General features: G+C 70.6%; 16 protein-coding genes. 6 read left to right on the forward strand and 10 right to left on the reverse strand.

The window, feature by feature from the left end; translation table 11 throughout:
• Nucleotides 1-70 precede the first annotated feature (70 nt).
• Together npdG and NRF20_RS31835 are read left to right on the forward strand one after the other, a co-directional pair.
• Nucleotides 71-781, forward strand: coding sequence for an NADPH-dependent F420 reductase (gene npdG, locus NRF20_RS31830; RefSeq protein WP_413753744.1), 711 nt, complete (start codon nt 71-73; stop codon nt 779-781).
• Nucleotides 782-877: 96 nt separating this feature from the next.
• The gene (locus NRF20_RS31835; RefSeq protein WP_398631458.1) at nt 878-1,051 is read left to right on the forward strand and encodes a hypothetical protein; all 174 of its coding nucleotides are present in this window, start codon (nt 878-880) and stop codon (nt 1,049-1,051) included.
• Here NRF20_RS31835 and NRF20_RS31840 read toward each other — a convergent pair.
• Nucleotides 1,048-1,845: a site-2 protease family protein gene (locus tag NRF20_RS31840; protein ID WP_413753745.1), complete on the reverse strand. Its 798-nt coding sequence runs from the start codon at nt 1,843-1,845 to the stop codon at nt 1,048-1,050. The two genes, NRF20_RS31835 and NRF20_RS31840, sit on opposite strands and share 4 nt — an antisense overlap.
• Nucleotides 1,846-2,049: 204 nt before the next feature.
• Here NRF20_RS31840 and NRF20_RS31845 point away from each other — a divergent pair, with 204 nt between their 5' ends.
• Nucleotides 2,050-5,385 carry a BTAD domain-containing putative transcriptional regulator gene (locus NRF20_RS31845; protein ID WP_398631459.1) on the forward strand — a complete coding sequence of 1,112 codons (3,336 nt, stop codon included), beginning with the start codon at nt 2,050-2,052 and terminating at the stop codon, nt 5,383-5,385.
• A 169-nt stretch (nt 5,386-5,554) separates the two neighbouring features.
• Here the strand turns inward: NRF20_RS31845 and NRF20_RS31850 are convergent, their stop codons facing one another.
• The 3 genes from NRF20_RS31850 to panB all read right to left on the reverse strand — a co-directional run bounded on the left by NRF20_RS31850 (nt 5,555) and on the right by panB (nt 8,441).
• The gene (locus tag NRF20_RS31850) at nt 5,555-6,403 is read right to left on the reverse strand and encodes an ABC transporter permease (RefSeq protein WP_398631460.1); all 849 of its coding nucleotides are present in this window, start codon (nt 6,401-6,403) and stop codon (nt 5,555-5,557) included.
• The gene (locus tag NRF20_RS31855; RefSeq protein WP_398631461.1) at nt 6,400-7,422 is read right to left on the reverse strand and encodes an ATP-binding cassette domain-containing protein; all 1,023 of its coding nucleotides are present in this window, start codon (nt 7,420-7,422) and stop codon (nt 6,400-6,402) included. The genes NRF20_RS31850 and NRF20_RS31855 overlap by 4 nt, the downstream gene beginning before the upstream one ends.
• A gap of 131 nt (nt 7,423-7,553) precedes the next feature.
• The gene (gene panB / locus NRF20_RS31860) at nt 7,554-8,441 is read right to left on the reverse strand and encodes a 3-methyl-2-oxobutanoate hydroxymethyltransferase (protein ID WP_413753746.1); all 888 of its coding nucleotides are present in this window, start codon (nt 8,439-8,441) and stop codon (nt 7,554-7,556) included.
• Nucleotides 8,442-8,618: 177 nt separating this feature from the next.
• Between panB and NRF20_RS31865 the strand changes: the two genes are divergently transcribed.
• The 3 genes from NRF20_RS31865 to NRF20_RS31875 all read left to right on the forward strand — a co-directional run bounded on the left by NRF20_RS31865 (nt 8,619) and on the right by NRF20_RS31875 (nt 12,230).
• Nucleotides 8,619-10,223, forward strand: a complete 1,605-nt coding sequence (locus NRF20_RS31865) for a DHA2 family efflux MFS transporter permease subunit (protein WP_413753747.1) — start codon at nt 8,619-8,621, stop codon at nt 10,221-10,223.
• A gap of 136 nt (nt 10,224-10,359) precedes the next feature.
• A complete protein-coding gene (locus NRF20_RS31870) occupies nt 10,360-11,010 on the forward strand; it encodes a TetR/AcrR family transcriptional regulator (protein WP_398631463.1) in 651 nt (216 codons plus the stop codon).
• Between the two features lie 188 nt (nt 11,011-11,198).
• Nucleotides 11,199-12,230 carry an endonuclease/exonuclease/phosphatase family protein gene (locus tag NRF20_RS31875; RefSeq protein WP_398631464.1) on the forward strand — a complete coding sequence of 344 codons (1,032 nt, stop codon included), beginning with the start codon at nt 11,199-11,201 and terminating at the stop codon, nt 12,228-12,230.
• 43 nt (nt 12,231-12,273) lie between these two features.
• On the opposite strand, the gene NRF20_RS31880 is transcribed toward NRF20_RS31875, so the two are convergent.
• The 6 genes from NRF20_RS31880 to NRF20_RS31905 form a co-directional block, all read right to left on the reverse strand.
• Nucleotides 12,274-13,182 carry a type II CAAX prenyl endopeptidase Rce1 family protein gene (locus tag NRF20_RS31880; protein ID WP_413753748.1) on the reverse strand — a complete coding sequence of 303 codons (909 nt, stop codon included), beginning with the start codon at nt 13,180-13,182 and terminating at the stop codon, nt 12,274-12,276.
• Between the two features lie 290 nt (nt 13,183-13,472).
• Nucleotides 13,473-15,227: an NAD+ synthase gene (locus NRF20_RS31885; protein WP_398631466.1), complete on the reverse strand. Its 1,755-nt coding sequence runs from the start codon at nt 15,225-15,227 to the stop codon at nt 13,473-13,475.
• Between the two features lie 77 nt (nt 15,228-15,304).
• Nucleotides 15,305-17,026 (reverse strand): multicopper oxidase family protein, encoded by a 1,722-nt coding sequence (locus tag NRF20_RS31890; RefSeq protein ID WP_398631467.1) that lies wholly within the window; start codon nt 17,024-17,026, stop codon nt 15,305-15,307.
• Nucleotides 17,027-17,418: 392 nt separating this feature from the next.
• The gene (locus NRF20_RS31895) at nt 17,419-17,844 is read right to left on the reverse strand and encodes a CBS domain-containing protein (protein ID WP_266361812.1); all 426 of its coding nucleotides are present in this window, start codon (nt 17,842-17,844) and stop codon (nt 17,419-17,421) included.
• A gap of 126 nt (nt 17,845-17,970) precedes the next feature.
• Nucleotides 17,971-18,669, reverse strand: coding sequence for a DUF305 domain-containing protein (locus tag NRF20_RS31900; protein WP_413754628.1), 699 nt, complete (start codon nt 18,667-18,669; stop codon nt 17,971-17,973).
• A 2-nt stretch (nt 18,670-18,671) separates the two neighbouring features.
• On the reverse strand, nt 18,672-19,349 hold the full coding sequence (locus NRF20_RS31905; protein WP_398631468.1) for a DUF3105 domain-containing protein: 678 nt from the start codon (nt 19,347-19,349) through the stop codon (nt 18,672-18,674).
• Nucleotides 19,350-19,577 lie beyond the last annotated feature (228 nt).

A 19,577-nucleotide genomic window follows, 5' to 3' on the forward strand; every position in this document is an offset into this window, starting at 1 on the left:
GTGGAGCGATCCGGATCGAGCGGCCGACGACGGAGCGTTCCTCCCCATCGCGGGCAGTAGTGTCGAGGCCATGACTACGAATGACAGTGGCAGTGCACCCAAGCCCCCCGCCAAGGACCCGTGGGACCTTCCCGATGTGTCCGGGCTGACCGTCGGCGTTCTCGGCGGCACCGGACCGCAGGGCCGCGGGCTCGCCTACCGGTTCGCCCGCGCCGGGCAGAAAGTGATCATCGGCTCCCGTGCCGCCGACCGCGCACAGACTGCCGCCGACGAGCTGGGCCACGGCGTCGAGGGCGCGGACAACGCCGAGTGCGCCCGGCGCAGCGACGTCGTGATCGTCGCCGTGCCGTGGGACGGCCACGCCAAGACTCTGGATTCGCTGCGCGACGAGCTCGCGGGCAAGCTCGTCATCGACTGCGTCAACCCGCTCGGCTTCGACAAGAAGGGCGCCTACGCCCTGAAGCCCGAGGAGGGCAGCGCCGCCGAGCAGGCCGCCGCCCTGCTGCCGGAGTCCCGGGTCACCGCCGCCTTCCATCACCTCTCGGCGGTGCTTCTTCAGGACGAGGCCGTCGAGGAGATCGACACCGATGTGCTGGTGCTGGGCGAGGCCCGCGCCGACACCGACCTGGTACAGGCGCTGGCGGGCCGGATTCCCGGCATGCGCGGCATCTTCGCCGGGCGGCTGCGCAACGCCCACCAGGTCGAGTCGCTGGTCGCCAACCTGATCTCGGTCAACCGCCGCTACAAGGCGCACGCGGGTCTGCGTACCACCGACGTCTGAGCCGGACACGTTCCCGGCGCACCCTGCGGCGAGCGGAAAGGGGCATGGGGGACACTGGACGGGACCGTGCATCACCCCGGACAGGAGCCGCCCCCCATGCCCCGCCTCGCTCTCTACGCCATCGCCGTCTGCGTCCTGGCCGTCGTCGCGGCCGTGATCTCGTTCGTCCAGGGCAGCTGGCTCGGGATCGTCTGGGTGCTGCTGACCGGGCTCTCGTCCAACATGGCGTGGTTCTACCTGCGCCGGCAGCGTGCACAGACCGCCGGTTAGAGACTGGGCGCGCAGACCGGGTCGGCCGTTTGCCAGAAGCGGTAGGCGTCGAAACCGCAGTACGTCGTGAACTCGCTGATGCCCAGTGTCCGCAGCAGGGCGTGGATCGCGTCGAAGAACGCGTGGTTGACCTCGGGGATCCACAGGATGCCGAAGACCGCGATCAGCCCGAACGGGGCGAACGGCTCGGCCTGCCGTCGGATCCGGTACGAGAGCCAGGGCTCGATCACTCCGTAACCGTCCAGCCCCGGGACCGGGACGAAGTTGAGGATCGCCGCGGTGACCTGGAGCAGTGCCAGGAAGCCCAGCGCGTACTGGAAGACGACCGGGACGCCGTCCAGCGCGTGCAGCCAGAACGGCGCCGTGCAGACAAACGCGAACAGCACATTCGTCAGCGGTCCGGCCGCAGAGATCAGGCTGTGCTTCCAGCGCCCGCTGATCCGGCCCCGCTCGATGAAGACCGCACCACCGGGCAGACCGATACCGCCCATGATCACGAACAGCACCGGCAGCACGATGCTCAGCAGCGCATGGGTGTACTTCAGCGGATTCAGGGTCAGATAGCCCTTCGACCCGATGGAGATGTCCCCGCTGTGGAGCGCGGTACGGGCATGCGCGTACTCATGCAGACAGAGCGACACCACCCAGGCCGCCGTCACGAACAGGAAGAGCGGGATTCCGGGCCGCTGCGCGAAGTCCGTCCACACCGCCCAGCCCGATACCGCCGTCACGGCGACGATCCCGAGGAAGACCGGGCTGATCCGCCGGTCGCTGCGGGCTGCTGCGGTGGTCATCGGCGAACTCCTGGTGGCTGGCCGGAAGAGGGACGGGGCGGCGGTCGGCGAGAGCGACCGTACAGGCGACACGTCACAAACGTCTCGCGTCCGGGCGGTGGTTCCGTGAAGGGTGGGAGCATGACGAACGATCCCGGCACACAGCGAACACGGGACGGCCGTACGCGTGTCCACTTCCCGATCCCGGTCACGGAGAATAGGCGCGTGCGCTACTGCATCCTCGGGACGACCCAGGCGCTCCGCGGCGACGGCACGGCCGTCGCCATCGGCGGGGCGCGGCTGCGCGCCCTGCTCTCCGTCCTCGCTCTGCGTCCCGGCCGCACCGTTCCGGCCGCCGTGCTCGTCGACGAGGTGTGGGACGGCGACCCGCCGGCCGATGCGGTGGGCGCCCTGCAGGCACTCGTCGGCCGTCTCCGGCGGGCCCTCGGCCATGCCGCGATCACCTCCGCGGAGGGCGGCTACCGGCTCGCCGCCGAGCCGGACGCGGTCGACCTGTACCGCTTCGAGCGGCTCGCGGGGGAGGGGGCGCGGGCGCTGGAGGAGGGCGACGCGGCGAAGGCCCAGGCCGTGCTCGACGACGCGCTCGCCCTGTGGCGCGGACCTGCCCTGGCCGATCTGCCCGATCGCGGCGCCGTCGCGGCCCGCTGGGCGGCCCGGCGCCTGGACGCCCGCCGCAGCAGGCTCGCCGCGGCCCTCGCGCTCGGCCACGCGGACGAGGCCCTGCCCGAACTGGTCGCGCTCTGCGCCGAGCACCCGATCGACGAACCCCTCCAGGCGCTGCGGCTGCGGGCCCTGCGCGATGCCGGGCGCACGGCACAGGCGCTGGCCGCCTACGACGAGGTGCGCACCGTGCTCGCCGACCGCCTCGGCACCGACCCCGGAGCCGAACTGCGCTCCCTGCACGCGGAGCTGCTCCGCCAGGACCCGGCGCAACCGGTCGCGGCGGCAGCTGCGGCCGAGCCGCACCGGCCCTCCCGTACCCGAACCTCCACCGCCCCGCAGGGAAATCTCCGGGCCAGGCTCACCAGCTTCGTCGGGCGCGAGGACGACATAGAGGCCCTGCGCGAGGACCTCTCGCACGCCCGGCTCGTCACCCTCCTGGGCCCCGGTGGCGCGGGCAAGACCCGGCTCTCCCAGGAGGCCGCCGAATCCGTCGGGCCCGCCTGGCCGGACGGCGTCTGGCTGGCCGAACTCGCCCCCGTCGACGACCCCGAGGCCGTACCGGAGGCCGTACTGACCGCGCTCGGCGCCCGCGAGACCGTGCTGCGCAGAGCGGGCGCCGAGGAACTCCGGGTAGCCGAGGGGAACGTGGGCGACCCCCTCGTACGCCTCACCGAGCACTGCTCCCGGCGCCGCATGCTGCTGCTCCTGGACAACTGCGAGCACCTCGTCGGGGCCGCCGCCGCCCTCGCCGACCATCTGCTCGCCCACTGCCCGGACGTCACCGTGCTCGCGACCAGCCGTGAACCCCTCGGGGTACCGGGCGAGTTCGTCCGACCCGTCGACCCGCTGCCCGACCCGATGGCGCTACGGCTGCTCGCCGACCGCGGCGCCGCCGCGAAGCCCGGCTTCCGGATCGACGCGGACGAGGAGACCGCGGCTGCCGCCGCCGAAATCTGCCGCCGCCTCGACGGACTGCCGCTCGCCATCGAACTCGCCGCAGCCCGGCTGCGGATGCTCACCCCGCGCCAGATCGCCGACCGGCTCGACGACCGGTTCCGCCTGCTCACCAGCGGGGCCCGTACCGTGCTGCCCCGTCAGCAGACCCTGCGCGCCGTCGTCGACTGGTCCTGGGACCTCCTCGACGCCTCCGAACGCGCCGTCCTGCGCCGACTGTCGGTCTTCGCCGGCGGCTCCACCCTGGCCGCGGCCGAGGCCGTCTGCGCGGACGGGCCGCAGGACGCGCTCGAGGTCGCCGGGCTGCTCGGCTCGCTCGTCGACAAGTCCCTCGTCGTCGCCGCGCCCGCCGACGACGGCGAGATGCGCTACCGGCTGCTGGAGACCGTCGGTGAATACGCCGCCGAACGGCTCGACGGGGCCGGGGAGCGGGACACCGTGGAGCGCCGCCACCTCGTGTACTTCCGGGAGCTGGCCCGTACCACGGACCCCGGACTCCGCGGCGCCGGACAGCGGTCTGCCATCGACCTCCTGCAGCGCGAGTACGAGAACATCCGCACCGCCCTGCGCCGCGCCGTCGCCGCCCGCGACGAGCAGGAGGCGCTGTGCATGGTGCTCTCGCTGTCCTGGTACTGGCAGATGCGCGATCTGCGCACCGACGCCCTGCAGTGGGCCGACGCGACCGCCGCGCTGGGACCCGACCCCTTCGCGCCGCCCGCCGAGCCCGTGCCGTCCCTCCACGAACGCTGCACCGACGCGCCGCCGCCCATGTCGCCCGAACTGCTCCAGGAGGCGCGGCGCCAGGTGGCCCTGGTCCGGCTGGTCAGCATGGACCACTCCAAGGACATGTGGGCCGACGAGAAGGGCATGGCCCGGCTGCGCGTCATCGCGGACACCTACCGGGCGGGCCAGCCGCAGACCTGCCGCACCCCCGCGTCGCTCTGGCTTTTCGCTGTCATGCTCACCGGGGAGCCCGGTGATCTGCGGGAACTGCTGGACGAAACGGTCCGCGCCAGTCGCGAGTACGGCTACGAGTGGGAGCTGGCCGGGGCCCTCCAGATGCGGGCGAACGTGCTGGCCAACCGTGCCGAATGGGCGGGCGACGCGCGGGCGGACGCGGACGAGAGCCTGGAGATCTTCAGCCGGCTCGGCGACGACTGGGGTGTCGCCGAAGCGCTCTCCTCCCGCGGCGAGGCCAACGAGAGACGGGGCGACTACCCCCGCGCGGCCGACGACTTCCGGGCGGCTATCGGCTACGCGGAGCGGCTCGGCGCCCAGTCCCAGGTCGCGGTCCTGCGCGCCAGATACGCGTCCGTCCTCACCGAAATGGGCCGGGGCGACGAGGGCGAGAAGATCCTCCGTGAGGTGATCGCCGAGGACCACGGGACGGGGCACGAGGCGAGGCCCATCGCCCGGCTCCAGCTCGCGCTGTGGCTGGGCCGCAGTGGCAGTACGAGCGAGGCACGCGATCAACTGGCCTTGCTGCGAGAGGAGTTCCGTTCCGAGACCATGGCGATCTTCGAGGGGTTCGTGATGGGCGGGCTGGCCTGGCTGGACAACGAGGACGGACGGTACGCCGAGGCCCTGTCCCGGGGGCTGGAAGCGCTGGCGCGGTCCCGCGACCCGCTGTCGCAGATGGTGGCACCCCAGATGTCCGTCATCCATCTCGTCACCCTCGCACGGGCGTTGGCCGGCATCGGTGGCGAGCGACGGGCCACGCTCGCGGCCCGGCTGCTGGGGGCCGGCCGGCAGCTGCTGCCCCGGGGGCATGTGCCGACGTCGATGGAGCGGGACGACTACGCCAGAACGGAGGAACTGGCCGTCGCCGTTCTCGGCCGGGCCGCCTACGACGCCGCGTACGCCGAGGGCGGTGGCCTCTCCCTGGAGGAGGCCACCGCCCTCGTCGACGCGTACCGGGAGTGAACCGCGGCCCGGACCACCGGCCGGCCGCGTACGTACCGGCGCCGACCACCGGCCGACCGCGTACCGACACCGACACCGACACCGACACCGACACCGACACCGACACCGACACCGACACCGACACCGACACCGGCACGGGCACCGGTACCGACCGGCGTCGGACCGCGTCTCAGGACTTCTTGCGGAACTTGGCGACCGCGAGCGGAGCCGTCACCGCGGTGATCGCCACTGCCCAGCCGAGCGTCACCCACACCGAGTGGGCGATCGGGCCGCCCATCATCAGACCGCGCACCGCGTCCGCCAGATTGGACAGCGGGTTGTAATCGGTGAACGTCTGGAGCCAGCCGGGCATCGTCTTGGTAGGGGCGAAGATCGAGGAGCCGAACTGGAGCGGCATCAGCACGAGCATCCCCATTCCCTGAACCGCCTGGGCCGTCTTCATGGCCAGCCCGAGCAGGATGAAGATCCACATGATGGCGGCGCTGAACACCGCCGACAGCGCGACCGCCTCGATCAGTCCGAACACCGAGGTCTGCAGCTCCATGCCGAGCGCGAAGCCCATGCCCAGCAGGATCAGCGTGGCGACCATCATCCGGCCGAGCTCGACCGCGATCTTCGCGATGAGGACCGAGGAACGGGCGATCGGCATCGTCCGGAACCGGTCCATGACTCCCTTGCGGAAGTCGTCGTTGACACCGGTGCCGACCGCCATGGCGATGTTCATGCCCATCATCGCCATCAGGCCGGGGACCAGATAGTTCAGATACTCCTGCCGGCCGCCGCCCATGCTGCCGCCGACCGAACCGCCGAACACGTACACGAACAGCAGCGTGAAGACGATCGGCATCAGGAGCACATCGAACATCGACTCCGGATCCTTCTTGATCTGGAGGACATTGCGCCGTGCCAGCGCCCCGATGTGCCGCAGATTGGCCCGCAGTCCGATCCGGCCCTCGTCGTGGAGTGCCTTCGCCGGTGCGGTCTCGGTGGGGGTGGGCGTCAGAGTCGCTGTGCTCATGCCGCGACCTCCTCGGGGATCGAAGCGGCGGCGGAAGCGGACTTCTCGCCGGTGATGGCCAGGAAGACTTCGTCCAGGCTGGGCAGTGCGGTGGCGACATGCGCCAGCGAGAAGCCCCGGGTGCCGAGCAGGCCGATGACGGCGGTCAGCTGCTCGTCGCTGAGGATCGGCACGTACAGCAGTCCCTCGTCCGGGACGGCCTGCGCGCCCGCGACCCCGTCCAGACCGGCCTCCCGGATCGCCTGCGCCATCGCGGGCAGCTGCGCCGGGTCCGAGGGCCGGATCTGCAGGGTGCGGCCGCCGACCTTCGCCTTGAGCTCGTTCACCCCGCCGCGGGCGATGATCCTGCCCTTGTCGATGACGGTCAGCTCGTTGGCGAGCTGCTCGGCCTCTTCCATGTACTGGGTGGTGAGCAGGACCGTCGCCCCCTCCGCGACCATCCGCTGCACTTCGTCCCAGACCTCATTACGGGTCCGGGGGTCGAGCCCCGTCGTCGGCTCGTCCAGATAGAGGACGGCCGGGCTGCCGATCATCGAGGCGGCCAGGTCGAGCCGGCGCCGCATGCCGCCGGAGTAGTCCATCGCGGCACGCTTGGCCGCTTCGGTGAGGGAGAACCGCTCCAGGAGCTCGTCGGCCCGGGACCGGGCGGTCTTGCGCGGCAGGTCGAGCAGCCGCCCGATCATGTAGAGGTTCTCCCAGCCGGAGAGCTTCTCGTCGACCGAGGCGTACTGCCCGGTCAGACCGATGGTGCGGCGCAGCTGCCGGGGCTGCTTCACCACGTCGTAGCCCGCCACGGTGGCGTGTCCGGCATCGGGGATGATCAGGGTGGACAGGCAGCGTACGAGCGTGGTCTTGCCGGCGCCGTTGGGGCCGAGCACACCGAGCACGGTGCCCTCGCGGACATCGAGGTCCACGCCGTCCAGAGCCCTGGTCGAGCCGTAGTGCTTGACCAGCCCCCGGACCTCGACGGCGTTCGGGCCGCTCCTGGGGTTCTTGTCGATTCGCGTCATGTCCACCATGGGACCAGGCGCCACCGACAGTCCACCGACAACAGGCCGACAGCCCGCCGATGGGGGATGTCGGCGGGCTGTCGGTGGTGCGGGCAGTAGCCCTGCCCCGGGCCTTTCCTCCGGATCAGGCCCGGGTGGAACTAGTGGAAGGTGTGCTCAGGGGCCGGGAAGCTGCCTCCCGCGACCTCGTCGGCGAACTCCTTGGCCGCGTCACCGAGCACCTTGCGCAGGTTCGCGTACTGCTTGGTGAAGCGCGGCACCTTGCCGCCGGTCAGCCCGACCATGTCGGTGTAGACCAGCACCTGGGCGTCCGTGTCGGGACCGGCGCCGATACCGACGGTCGGGATGTGCAGGGTGCGGGTGACCTCGGCGGCCAGCTCGGCCGGTACGAGCTCCAGGACGACGGCGAACGCGCCCGCGTCCTGCACGGCCTTGGCGTCGCGCAGCAGCTGCTGGGCCGCCTCCTCGCCGCGGCCCTGCACCCGGTATCCCATCGCGTTGACGGACTGCGGGGTCAGGCCGATGTGGGCCATGACCGGGATGCCGGCGTCGACCAGCAGCCGGATCTGCTCGTGGCTGCGCTCACCGCCCTCCAGCTTGACCGCACCGACGCCGGACTCCTTGATCAGCCGGGTTGCGTTGCGCAGGGCCTGGACGGGCCCTTCCTGGTACGCCCCGAAGGGCAGGTCGGCGACGATCAGGGCGCGCTTGGTGCCCCGTACGACAGCGGCGGAAAGGATGGCGATCTCGTCCATCGTGACGGGCACGGTGGTCTCGTAACCGAGGTGACAGTTGCCCATGGAGTCGCCGACGAGCATGACCGGGATACCGGCCTCGTCGAAGACGGACGCGGTCATCGCGTCGTAGGCGGTGAGCATGGGCCACTTCTCACCGCGCTCGGTGGCGGCGGCGATGTCATGGATGGAGATGCGGCGGGTGCTCTTGCCCCCGTACAGCGCCTTGCTGCTGTCGGTGGGGGCACCCGCGGGGGATGCGGCGGACTTGTTCTGCGCAGCCTGAAGCGACATTGCCAACGGCTCCTTCGTCATCTCGAGGCGCCCTGACGGCGTCCCCGGACCGGTTCCATGGTGGCATCCCGTGGCCGTCCACGGGAAGTGGGCCCGCACACGTCCCCGGGAGGCATCCACCCGGCAAGGCTTTATAATACGAGACGGTATCGTATCGAAATCGTATAACCTCCTGGCATGTCAATACCGTCGGGCGCTCGCGCCGCCCTGCCTCAGGTCCCCGAGGCGGTCCACCGCCGCCGTTGGGCGATCCTCGTCGTTCTGATGTTCAGCCTGCTCATCGTGGTGCTGGACAACTCGATCCTGAACGTCGCGGTCAAGACCATCGCCAGCCCCGCACCCACCGGCCTCGGTGCCACCCAGAGCGAGCTGGAGTGGGCGATCAACGCCTACACGCTCGTCTTCGCCGGACTCCTCTTCACCGCGGGCCTGCTCGGTGACCGCATCGGCCGCAAGAAGGTGCTGCTCTTCGGCATCCTCCTCTTCGGCGTCGGTTCCGCCCTCGCCGCCATGTCCGGCTCACCCGGCGAGCTGATCAGCTGGCGTGCCGTGATGGGATTCGGCGCGGCGTTCGTCATGCCGGCCACGCTCGCCGTCCTGATGAACGTCTTCGAACGTGACGAGCAGCCCAAGGCCATCGGCATCTGGGCCGGCAGCGTCGGCCTCGCCATCGCCATCGGCCCGATCACCGGCGGACTGCTGCTCGAACACTTCTGGTGGGGCTCGATCTTCCTGGTCAACGTGCCCGTCGTGATCGCCGCGCTGATCGCGATGGCGGTGCTGGTGCCGGATTCCAAGGACCCGAATCCGGGCCGGACCGACCCGCTCGGTGTCGTGCTGTCCATCGTCGGGCTGGTCCTGCTGGTGTACGGCATCATCCGCGGCGGCCAGCTCGCCGACTTCGCCGACCCCACCGTGCTCCTCTCGATCATCGGCGGTCTGGTCGTCCTGGCCACATTCGTCTGGCACGAGAAGCGCACCAGCCATCCGGCCGTCGACATCTCGTACTTCAAGGAGCCGTCGTTCTCCGCGGCCGTCGCCGCCATAGCGCTCGTCTTCTTCGCGCTGATGGGCGTGACCTTCTTCTCCGCCTTCTACATGCAGAGCGTGCGCGGCTGGAGCGCGTTGCAGGCCGGTCTGCTGATCCTGCCGCTGGCCGCCGCCCAGATGATCTTCGCGCCGCGCGCCCGGCTGGTCGTCGACCGGTTCGGGGCCCGTGTGGTCTGCACCGTCGGCATGCTGCTGGTCGCGCTCGGCCTCGCGGCGTTCGCGCTGTTCGACGCCACCACGCCGGTCTGGGTGCTGTGCGTGCTCTTCTTCGTCCAGGGCACGGGCATGGCGCATGTGATGACGCCGGTCACGGTCTCGGTGATGCAGGCACTGCCCAGGGAGAAGGCCGGTTCCGGATCGGCCATCAACAACACGTTCCGGCAGGTCGGCGGGGCGCTCGGCATAGCAGTGCTCGGCTCGGTGCTCTCCACGGTCTACCGCGGCGACATCGAGGGGCACCTCGGTGCGCTCCCGGCCGGTGCCAGGGAGGCGGCGGGGGAGTCGATCGAGGCGACGCTCGGCCTCGCGGACAAGCTGGGCCCGGCGGGCGCCCCGCTGGTCGCTGCGGCGAACGACGCGTTCCTGAAGGCGATGCATGTCACCGCCATCGGTTCGGCGACCATCGCCCTGGTGGGCGCTCTCGTCGTCGCGATGTTCCTGCCGGGGAAGACGCCCGCCGGACAGAAGTCCGGCGAGGGCGAACGGTCGGTACGTGCCGGGGCGGGCCGGTGACAGCCACGGCCCCGGAGAGCTGAAGACGCCGCCCAGGGTTCCGGCCGGCCCCCGGAACCCTGGGGCGGTTCACAGAGGCACCGCCGGCGTCGGCGAGAATCGGAACGGCGGACGGTGCGGCGAGAGGTGGATTCACGTGCAGGCAGAGGCAGAGGCAGAGGGCCAAGGCCGCCCGGTCCGGGAGGATCCGGAACCGCGAAGGGGCCGGCCGCGCAGTGCGGCGGCCGAGCGGGCGATCCTGGACGCCGTCGTCGAACTGCTGGAGGCCGGTGAGCCCCTCGCCGGCCTGTCCATCGAGCGGATAGCCCGGACCGCCGGGGTCGGCAAGGCGACCATCTACCGGCGATGGAGCGGCAAGGAGGAGCTCTTCGTCGATGTCCTGCGAGACATCGAGCCCCCGGAACCCACCGTCTCCGGCACCGCCGGACTCGACGACCTGCGGCTGTTGCTGGAGTCACTGCGCAGGCGCGGCCTGGCCCAGCGCTCCTCCGTCCTGCTCCACAACGTCTTCGCGCAGATGAAGAGCCACCCCAAGCTGTGGTCCGAATACCAATGCACCGTCATAGCCCCCCGCCGCGCCGCCATGCTGGCCGCCGTGCAGCGGGCGGTCGACGCGGGCGAGCTCCGCGGAGACCTGGACGTGGAACTGATGGACGACCTGTTCCTGGGGCCCATGCTCGTACGCACCATTCACCGGCCCGAAGCACCGCTGCCCGAGGATCTCGCCGACAGCATCATCCAGGTTCTGACCGAGGGCCTCGCCCCCCGGCCCGCCGCCGACTGCTGACCCCCGGACCCGCCCGAGTGTGATCGTTCTGTCACAAGCCCCTGCAGATCCCTCCTGGCCGGAACCCGCCGGACCCTGTCGTTCGTCCTCGTGGCAGTACAGCCGTCGTGGACGGCAGGAAACACGCCGCCCATCGCCTAGGGTCGAGGGCGCGGCGACATGCACGGCAAGGCAGTGAGGACAGCGCGATGGTGCAGGCGTACGGAGCGGACACCGGGAACGACCGTGCGGAGCCGCGGCGCACCGGGTCCGGATCCCGTTTCCGGGACCTGCGCGACAGATGGACCCGCGACAAGGGCATCTGGCGGCGCGGGATCGTCCTTGCCGTCTGTGCGGTCCTCCTCACCCTCGTGATGGTCTTCCACGCCGACATCCCGAACGCCATCGGCAACCTGGGCAGCCTCACCGAGACGTTCCTGCCGTGGATCGGCGTGTTCGTCCCGCTGCTGCTGATCCTGGGCCTGGTGCGCCGCTCGGCGACCGCGCTGATCGCCCTGCTGCTGCCGGTCGCGGTCTGGCTCAATCTCTTCGGCGGGCTGATGCTCTCCGACAAGTCGGGCAGCGGCGGCGACCTCGCCGTGGCCACCCACAACGTCAACGCCGACAACCCCGACCCCGCGGGCACCGCCCGGCAGGTCGCGGACTCCGGCGCCGACATCATCGCCCTGGAGGAGCTGCCGAGCGGCAAGGTGTCGGCGTACGAGGCGGCGCTCGCCGACCGCTTCCCGTACCACTCGGTGCAGGGGACCGTCGGCCTGTGGAGCAAGTACCCGATGAGCGACACCCGGCCGGTCGACATCAAGATGGGCTGGACCCGGGCGATGCGTTCCACGGTGACGACGCCCAAGGGCGAGGTCGCCGTCTACGTGGCCCATCTGCCGTCCGTACGGGTCAAGCTGCACGCCGGATTCACCGCCAACCAGCGCGACGACAGCGCGGACGCCCTGGGTGAGGCCATCGCCGACGAACGGCTGGACAGGGTGATCCTGCTCGGTGACCTCAACGGCACGATGAACGACCGCTCGCTCAACGAGGTCACCTCCCAGATGAGGTCCACCCAGGGCGCGGCCGGCGACGGCTTCGGCTTCAGCTGGCCGGCGTCGTTCCCGATGGCACGGATCGACCAGATCATGGTGAAGGGCGTCGAGCCGATGTCGTCGTGGACGCTCCCTGCGACGGACAGCGACCATCTGCCGATCGCGGCGCGCGTGGAGTTGTGACCGGCGGCCGGTCCGGTTCCAGCGGGCTCGGGGGCGTTCTGCCTCAACCCCGGTCGGTCCGGGCGCCGGGAAGCGCGAGCCTGCCCGTACGGGCGAGGACGACAACCAAGGGGGCCATGGCCAGCCAGCCGGGCCAGCCCGCGAGGCTCATGTGCAGCGGCTCCAGCGGGGCGTCCGGTTCGGCGAACTCCCTGACCATGCTCACACTGGCCGAGCTGACGAAGGCATGGCCGACCACCGCCGGTATCACCGATCCGGAAGCCAGTCGCAGCCAGGTGAAGACCGGCAGCGCGAGGCCGCAGCTCACCAGCATCGCGGGCACGGCGACGTACCACGGCTCACCGGGGTACTGCCCGCCCATCAGCAGGGTCGGCAGATGCCAGAGCGCGAAGGCGGCACCCGTGCCCAGATAGGCGCGCAACGCACGCGTGGTTCCCTTCCCCTGAGCGAGCCGGGGGAGCAGATAGCCCTGCCAGCCCAGTTCCTCACCGAAGAACAGCGGCAGGGACAGCAGCATCTGTACGAGCGCCGTTCCGGCCCAGGCGGTCGCCCCGCTCCAGCTCGCACCATCGAAGGGGTAGACGCCCGCCGCTGTGCCGATGGCGAGCGTCGCGACGGTGAGACCGGCCGGGACCGCGACGGCCGTCAGCAGCCACCCCACCGCACGGGGCCACGGCTTCGGAAGACGTAACGCGAGCGCGTCGCGCACCCGGCTGTCGCCCTCCACCCACCGCACCACCACGACCGCGGCGACGGCCGGGGCCATCATGGCCGCCGATATGCACAGGTTCTCCAGGTCACCGGGTTGCGCCCGGCCGTCGGCGCGTCGGAATCCCTTGATCAGCAGGGGGGACATGGCCAGCCACATGCCTGAATAGGCAAGGGTCAGATAGACGAGCAGGCCGCGGATCCGGGTGCGCGGAGGGAGGGCCCTCGGTGTGGTTTCGGTCATACCGACGACGCTAGGAGCGTCCGTGACGGGCTGGAAGGAAGCCCGCTCCCGTCGTGCGGTGGAGCCCGTTCCCGTCATGGGGTGGAGCCCGCTCCACCATCCAGCCGGTCCCCGCCGTCCCGGGGATACGCACCGTGGTGCCCGCCGGGACCGTCCGGTGCGCGGGCGGGCGCGCGGGCGGCCGACAGATCAGGGGCCGACCGCCCACGGGGCCGGCCGACCGCCACCGGGCCGTCCGACGCCGGGCCCCGCCGACCGCCACCGGGCGGACCCGGTCACCCCCGCCCCGCTCAGGCCGACTCGCGCCACCGATTCGTGATCGGCAGCCGCCGGTCCTTGCCGAAACCCTTCGGGGAGATCTTCGTGCCCGGCGGGTACTGCCGCCGCTTGTACTCCGCCGTGTCCACCATCCGCAGCGTCTTCGTCACCAGCGCCTCGTCGAACCCGGCCGCGACGATCTCGTCCAGACCCTGGTCCCGGTCGACGTACAGCTCCAGGATCCGGTCCAGTACGTCGTAGTCGGGCAGCGAGTCCGTGTCGACCTGTCCCGGGCGCAGCTCGGCGCTCGGCGGCTTGGTGATGGACGCCTCCGGGATCGGAGGGGTCTGCCCGCGCTCCTCGGCGGCGCGGTTGCGCCACTTCGCGAGGCGGAAGATCGACGTCTTGTAGACATCCTTGATCGGGCCGTACGCCCCGACCGAGTCGCCGTACAGCGTCGAGTAGCCGACCGCCAGTTCGGACTTGTTGCCCGGCGCGAGGACGATCTGGCCCTCCTGGTTGGAGACGGCCATCAGCATCGTGCCGCGCAGCCGGGACTGGAGGTTCTCCTCGGCCAGGCCGGTGAGCCCCAGCGAGCCCATGTACGCGTCGAACATCGGCTCGATCGGTACGGTGCGGAAGTTCAGCCCGGTACGGCGGGCCAGCTCGGCCGCGTCGCCCTTGGAGTGGTCCGAGGAGTACTTCGACGGCATCGAGATGCCGTACACGTTCTGTGCGCCCAGCGCGTCGCAGGCGATGGCCGCGACCAGCGCCGAGTCGATCCCGCCGGAGAGCCCGATCAGCACACTGCTGAAGCCGTTCTTGGCAGCGTACGCACGCAGGCCCACGACCAGCGCCGAGTACAGCTCCTCGTCGTCGTCGAGCCGCTCCGCGTAACCGCCGGTCAGCTCCGTCTCGTACGCCGGGAGGGGCTCCTCGCAGAGCACCACGCGGTCGATCCGCAGCCCGTCGTTCACGACACCGGAGGGCGCCTCGGCCGCGGCGGCCGGCAGGTCCAGGTCGAGGACGACGCTGCCCTCGGCGAACTGCGGGGCGCGGGCGATCACTTCGCCGTTCCGGTCGACGACGATCGAGTCGCCGTCGAAGACCAGCTCGTCCTGGCCGCCGATCATCGCCAGATACGCGGTCGTGCAGCCGGCCTCCTGGGCCCGCTTGCGGACCAGTTCCAGCCGGGTGTCGTCCTTGTCCCGCTCGTACGGCGAGGCGTTGATCGACAGCAGCAGTCCGGCGCCGGCTGCCCGCGCGGCCGGCACCCGGCCGCCGTCCTGCCAGAGGTCCTCGCAGATCGCGAGCGCCACATCGACGCCGTGGACCCGCACGACCGGCATCGAGTCGCCCGGCACGAAGTACCGGAACTCGTCGAAGACCCCGTAATTGGGGAGGTGGTGCTTGGCGAAGGTCAGCGCCACCTGCCCGCGGTGCAGCACCGCGGCGGCGTTCTGCGGGGCGCCGGCGGGCTGCCCGTAGCGCGGCTGGGCCGTCTCGGAGCGGTCGAGGTAACCGAGGACGACCGGGATTTCCCCGAAGCCCTCCGCGTCGAGACGGGCGGCGAGCGCGCGCAGCGCCTGACGCGAGGCCTCGACGAAGGACGACCGCAGGGCCAGGTCCTCGACGGGATAGCCGGTCAGCATCATCTCGGGGAACGCCACCAGATGGGCGCCCTGTTCGGCGGAGTGCCGGGTCCAGTGGACGATCGCCTCGGCGTTGCCGGAGAGATCACCGACGGTCGAGTCGATCTGATTCAGTGCGAGGCGTAGTTGAGGCACGCGCACCAGTGTAATCGTCTGACTGACGCGATGTCCTGGCGGGCCGCGCGGTCCCGGAGCCGCCCGCCAGGAACGGGTCAGTGGCGGTAGCCGACGACGGTCATCATGCCCACGTCCGAGTGGTAGATGTTGTGGCAGTGGAGCATCCAGAGACCCGGGTTGTCCGCGTCGAACTCCACGGCGATCGAGGTGTTCGGCCGGACGATTGCGGTGTCCTTGCGCGCCCATGCGGCCTCGCGCCGGTGCGAGGCCCGGCGCTCCGGCCCCGCCGATCCCACCAGCCCGAACGAGTGTCCGTGCAGATGGACGGGATGCCACATCTCCGTGACGTTGTAGAACTCCATCCTGACCCGCTCGCCCGCCTTGACCGGATGGCGCTGTCCGGGCCTGTACGGCTTGTGGTCGAAGCCCCAGTTGTACGCGGCCATGTTGCCGGTCAACTTGAACCGCAGGGTCCGGTCGGGCTCGCGGACGGACAGTGCCACGGATTCGTCCGGTGACAGGTCGCCCGCCTCCACCAGTTTTCCGTCCAGCTCCTTCGGCCGTACGGAGGCGGTGGGCGCCGCGCCCTGCCCGGTGCGGAGCAGGGCCAGCGCCGACGCCCCCTTGCCCTCGGCGAGCGCGGTCAGCGGGAACACCCCGTCCCCGGCGGTGACCACCACGTCGTACCGCTCACCCATGCCCAGCAGCAGGGCGTCCGTCGTGGTGTGCCGGACCGGGTAGCCGTCGGTGTGGGTGATCGTCATCCGGTGGCCGCCGAGCGCGACACGGAATGCGGTGTCGCCGCCCGCGTTGATGATGCGAATCCGGATCCGGTCGCCGGGCTTGGCGGCGAAGGAGGTGGGGGCCTTCGGAATGCGGCCGTTGATCAGGTAGTACGGGTAGTCGACATTGCCCCCGTGGCTGTCGAGCAGTTCGCTGAACGAGTTCTTCATGATCCGAGAGGGGCCGGAGCGGCGCTTGGCGGACTTGGGGGACTTGGGGGAACCTCCGTGCCCGGCGTCGCCCGAATCGCTCTTGTCGCCCATGCCGTCGTGGCCCATCCCGTGGCCCATGCCGTGGCCCATGCCGCCCCGGCCCCCGCTGAGTTCGTCGAGCACCCCGTCCGGCGTGGAGCCGCCCACCCCGTCGACCCAGTCGTCGAGGACGACGACCCACTCCTTGTCGTACTTGAGGGGCTCCTTGGGGTCGTCGACGATCAGTGGCGCGTACAGACCGCGGTCCTGCTGGACGCCCGTGTGCGGATGGAACCAGTACGTCCCCGGGTGCGGCACCTTGAAGCGGTACGCGTACTCGGCGCCCTGCTTGATGGGCGGCTGGGTCAGGTCGGGTACGCCGTCCATGTTGTTGCGCACATTGAGCCCGTGCCAGTGCAGGCTGGTCGTCGCCGGAAGGTGGTTGGCGAGGGTGAGCGCCAGGCTGTCGCCGACCGCGACCCGGAGTTCCTTGCCGGGCAGCCGGCCTTCGTAGGCCCAGGAACTGACGACGAGCCCGCCGCCCAGATCCAGGCGGGACGGGGTGGCGGTGAGGTGGATCTTGTGTACGGGGCCGGAACCCCGCCCGGTCTCGGCCGCGGCGACCTCCTCCCCGTCGGGGGAGACGTACTCGCCCTCGGGCTTCCCGTGGGGGGCGGTTCCGTGGTGCGCACCGCCGTGGCTCGTGCCGCCGGCGTTCGCGCCGCCGGCCTTCGTCCCGCTGCGGGCCGTGTCGGATTCGCCGGAGCAGGCGGCCAGGACTGCCGTACCGGCAGTGGCGACAGCGGCGCCGAGCACGGCGCGTCGGGTGGGTGGAGTACGCATGGCGGAAGCACCTCGGGGTGTTGTCGGTAATTCGGTCTGCTGGAGGAGGGGGAGGCACCCCTCCTATATGCACAGCACCGACAACGGAGCGAGATGGGTCCGGCCATCCCGGCCCGGCCGGGATACCGGCCCCGCGGCCGGCGACACCCGCGCCGCGACGCTCCTGATGAGGTGAGTGATCCCGATGAGCAGCGCAACGAACGGCAACAACTGTCCGTATGTCGCACGTCCACTCAGGGTCATGCCGAGCACCCTACCCCCGCCCCGTATGCACCGCGCGCGGAAACGTATCGCCGCAGCAATACAGGGCCCGGCGGCGAGAATGCACAGCGACCCGGTACCCCTCGTGGGCGAGGGGTACCGGGCCATTGGGCCGGGTGATCGCGAGCCGGTCAGCCGGGGGCGTAGACCTTCTCCACCCAGAGGGCGATCTGCTCGTCGGAGAGGTGATGCGCCAGATCGGCTTCGCTGATCATGCCGATCAGCTTCTTGTTCTCGACCACGGGAAGCCGGCGGATCCGATGGGTCTGCATCTCCTCCAGAACCATGTCCACACCCGCCGCTGCGTCGATCCAGCGAGGGGTGCCCTGGGCGAGGTCGCCCGCGGTCATCCTCGACGGATCGTGTCCCATCGCCACACAGCCGACCACGATGTCGCGGTCCGTGAGTATGCCGATCATCCGGTCCTGTTCGCCTTCGGCCGAGATGGGCAGCGCGCCCACTTTGTGGTCGCGCATCAGCTGTGCGGCGCGGTCGAGTGTCTCGTGCGCGGGGATCCACGTGGCCCCGGTGTGCATGATGTCCTTGGCGGTGGTCATGAGGGATTCCTCCTGCGTGCCGGTGGGCATGCTGTACGACCCCGAGCGAACCCATCGTCATGGGCCCGTTCGGGGCACGCGAGCGCTATCACCCGTTCGGGTGCATATGTGGCTCGGGGGAATCTTTCAGGACCGGGGCTTCGCGCCTCGTGCCGCCAGCATCCGGGCCATCATGTCCAGCTCGGACTGCTGGGCCTCGACCATTCCCTGGGCCAGCCGCTTCTCCACCTTCACCGTGCACAGCCCGGCGCAGCCGCGGGCCATGTCGATGCCGCCCTTGTGGTGGTCGGTCATCAGCTGGAGGTAGAGGATCTCGGCCTTCTTGCCGTTCGCCCTGCGGAGCCGGTCCAGCTCGGTCCTGGTGGCCATACCGGGCATGAGGGAGCCGTCATGGGCCCGGTAACCGGCCCCCATGCCCGCCATGCCGTCCATTGTGTGGCCCTCGTGCCCCGCCGCCATCCAGGCCATCGGCTCCTGCCCGGCGGCCGCCTTCGGCAGCTCCCACAGGTCCAGCCAGCCGAGCATCATGCCCCGCTGATTGGCCTGCGTATTGGCGATGTCGTACGCGAGACGGCGTACCTCCTCGTCCTTCGTACGGTCACGCACGATGAAGGACATCTCGACGGCCTGCTGATGGTGAATCGCCATGTCGCGGGCGAAACCGGCGTCCGCCGAGTCCACCGCGGGCGTGCGCGGGGCGGGGGCGGCGGCGTGGTCCGCGCCGTCGTCCCGCGCGGAGGCGACCGTCGCCACCCCCGCGAACAGCAGCGCGAGCACGACGGCGGAGCCCGCCACCCACTGGATGCGCCGGTCGCGTTTCACCACGGTCACTGGCCCCCCAGCCCACCCGAGCACGCGGCACCGGGCTCGGGCGTCTGCGGCCCCTGGACGAACTTGGCGAAGAACTGGTCGACCCGCCGGTCATCGGCGCTGTCCACCGTCACCTGATTGCCCCAGGCACTCAGCATGATCGTCCCGGCCTGGCCCTCGTACGGGCTCATCAGCGAGTACGGCGTCCTGCCGACCCGCTCGGCGAGCTTCGCCACATCGGCGTCCGGGGCCTTGTCCGTGTACGTCACCCACACCGAACCGTGCTCCAGCGAGTGCACGGCGTTCACGTCGGGGATCGACTTCTTGTACACCTCGCCGTCGCAGTTCATCCATACGGGGTTGTGGTCACCGCCGACCGGGGGCTTCATCGGGTAGGTGACCGGCGTGGTGACGTGGTTGCGGGTCAGCTTCTTCGCGTCCCACGTCTTCAGCCCCTCGATCGGCTCGGCGGCGAGCTTCTTCTGCTCGGCCGCGGACGCCTTGGCGTCCTCCGCCTGGACGGCCTTCTTCTTCTCCGATGCCTCGGACTTGTCCAGCACCATGTACGAGCCGAAGCCGACCAGGCCCGCGACGACGAGGACGCTCAGGCTTATGGCCAGGACACGGTTGCGGCGCTCCCGCGCGCGGTCGGTGTTGCGCATCTGCTCTATGCGGGTCCTGCGGTCGAAGCTCATGTCGTCAGGTCCTTCTGCGAAGGGGCGGGGAGGGACAAGAAGCGGTCGGGAAAACCGGTGCGTACCGGGCAGTTACGAAGCCGCTCCGCCCCGTGCGCACCATGGGCGCCGATCGTAGTGGGTGGCCGGGTGCTCCATGTCACGTCGTGTGCGTAATCTGGGTGAAATCCCGGGTCGTGATACTGGAGCTTCTCCCCTACCCCGGGCGGTGGTGCACGGACCGTCTGA

The organism is Streptomyces sp. R-74717 (assembly GCF_047305335.1).
Lineage (GTDB): Bacteria > Actinomycetota > Actinomycetes > Streptomycetales > Streptomycetaceae > Streptomyces > Streptomyces atratus.

Bases quoted from the DNA above. Each gene is read 5' to 3' on its own strand.
- npdG (WP_413753744.1), top strand. From the start codon at position 71: ATGACTACGAATGACAGTGGCAGTGCACCCAAGCCCCCCGCCAAGGAC.
- NRF20_RS31835 (WP_398631458.1), top strand. From the start codon at position 878: ATGCCCCGCCTCGCTCTCTACGCCATCGCCGTCTGCGTCCTGGCCGTC.
- NRF20_RS31840 (WP_413753745.1), bottom strand. From the start codon at position 1,845: ATGACCACCGCAGCAGCCCGCAGCGACCGGCGGATCAGCCCGGTCTTC.
- NRF20_RS31850 (WP_398631460.1), bottom strand. From the start codon at position 6,403: ATGAGCACAGCGACTCTGACGCCCACCCCCACCGAGACCGCACCGGCG.
- NRF20_RS31855 (WP_398631461.1), bottom strand. From the start codon at position 7,422: ATGGTGGACATGACGCGAATCGACAAGAACCCCAGGAGCGGCCCGAAC.
- panB (WP_413753746.1), bottom strand. From the start codon at position 8,441: ATGTCGCTTCAGGCTGCGCAGAACAAGTCCGCCGCATCCCCCGCGGGT.
- NRF20_RS31865 (WP_413753747.1), top strand. From the start codon at position 8,619: ATGTCAATACCGTCGGGCGCTCGCGCCGCCCTGCCTCAGGTCCCCGAG.
- NRF20_RS31875 (WP_398631464.1), top strand. From the start codon at position 11,199: ATGGTGCAGGCGTACGGAGCGGACACCGGGAACGACCGTGCGGAGCCG.
- NRF20_RS31880 (WP_413753748.1), bottom strand. From the start codon at position 13,182: ATGACCGAAACCACACCGAGGGCCCTCCCTCCGCGCACCCGGATCCGC.
- NRF20_RS31890 (WP_398631467.1), bottom strand. From the start codon at position 17,026: ATGCGTACTCCACCCACCCGACGCGCCGTGCTCGGCGCCGCTGTCGCC.
- NRF20_RS31895 (WP_266361812.1), bottom strand. From the start codon at position 17,844: ATGACCACCGCCAAGGACATCATGCACACCGGGGCCACGTGGATCCCC.
- NRF20_RS31905 (WP_398631468.1), bottom strand. From the start codon at position 19,349: ATGAGCTTCGACCGCAGGACCCGCATAGAGCAGATGCGCAACACCGAC.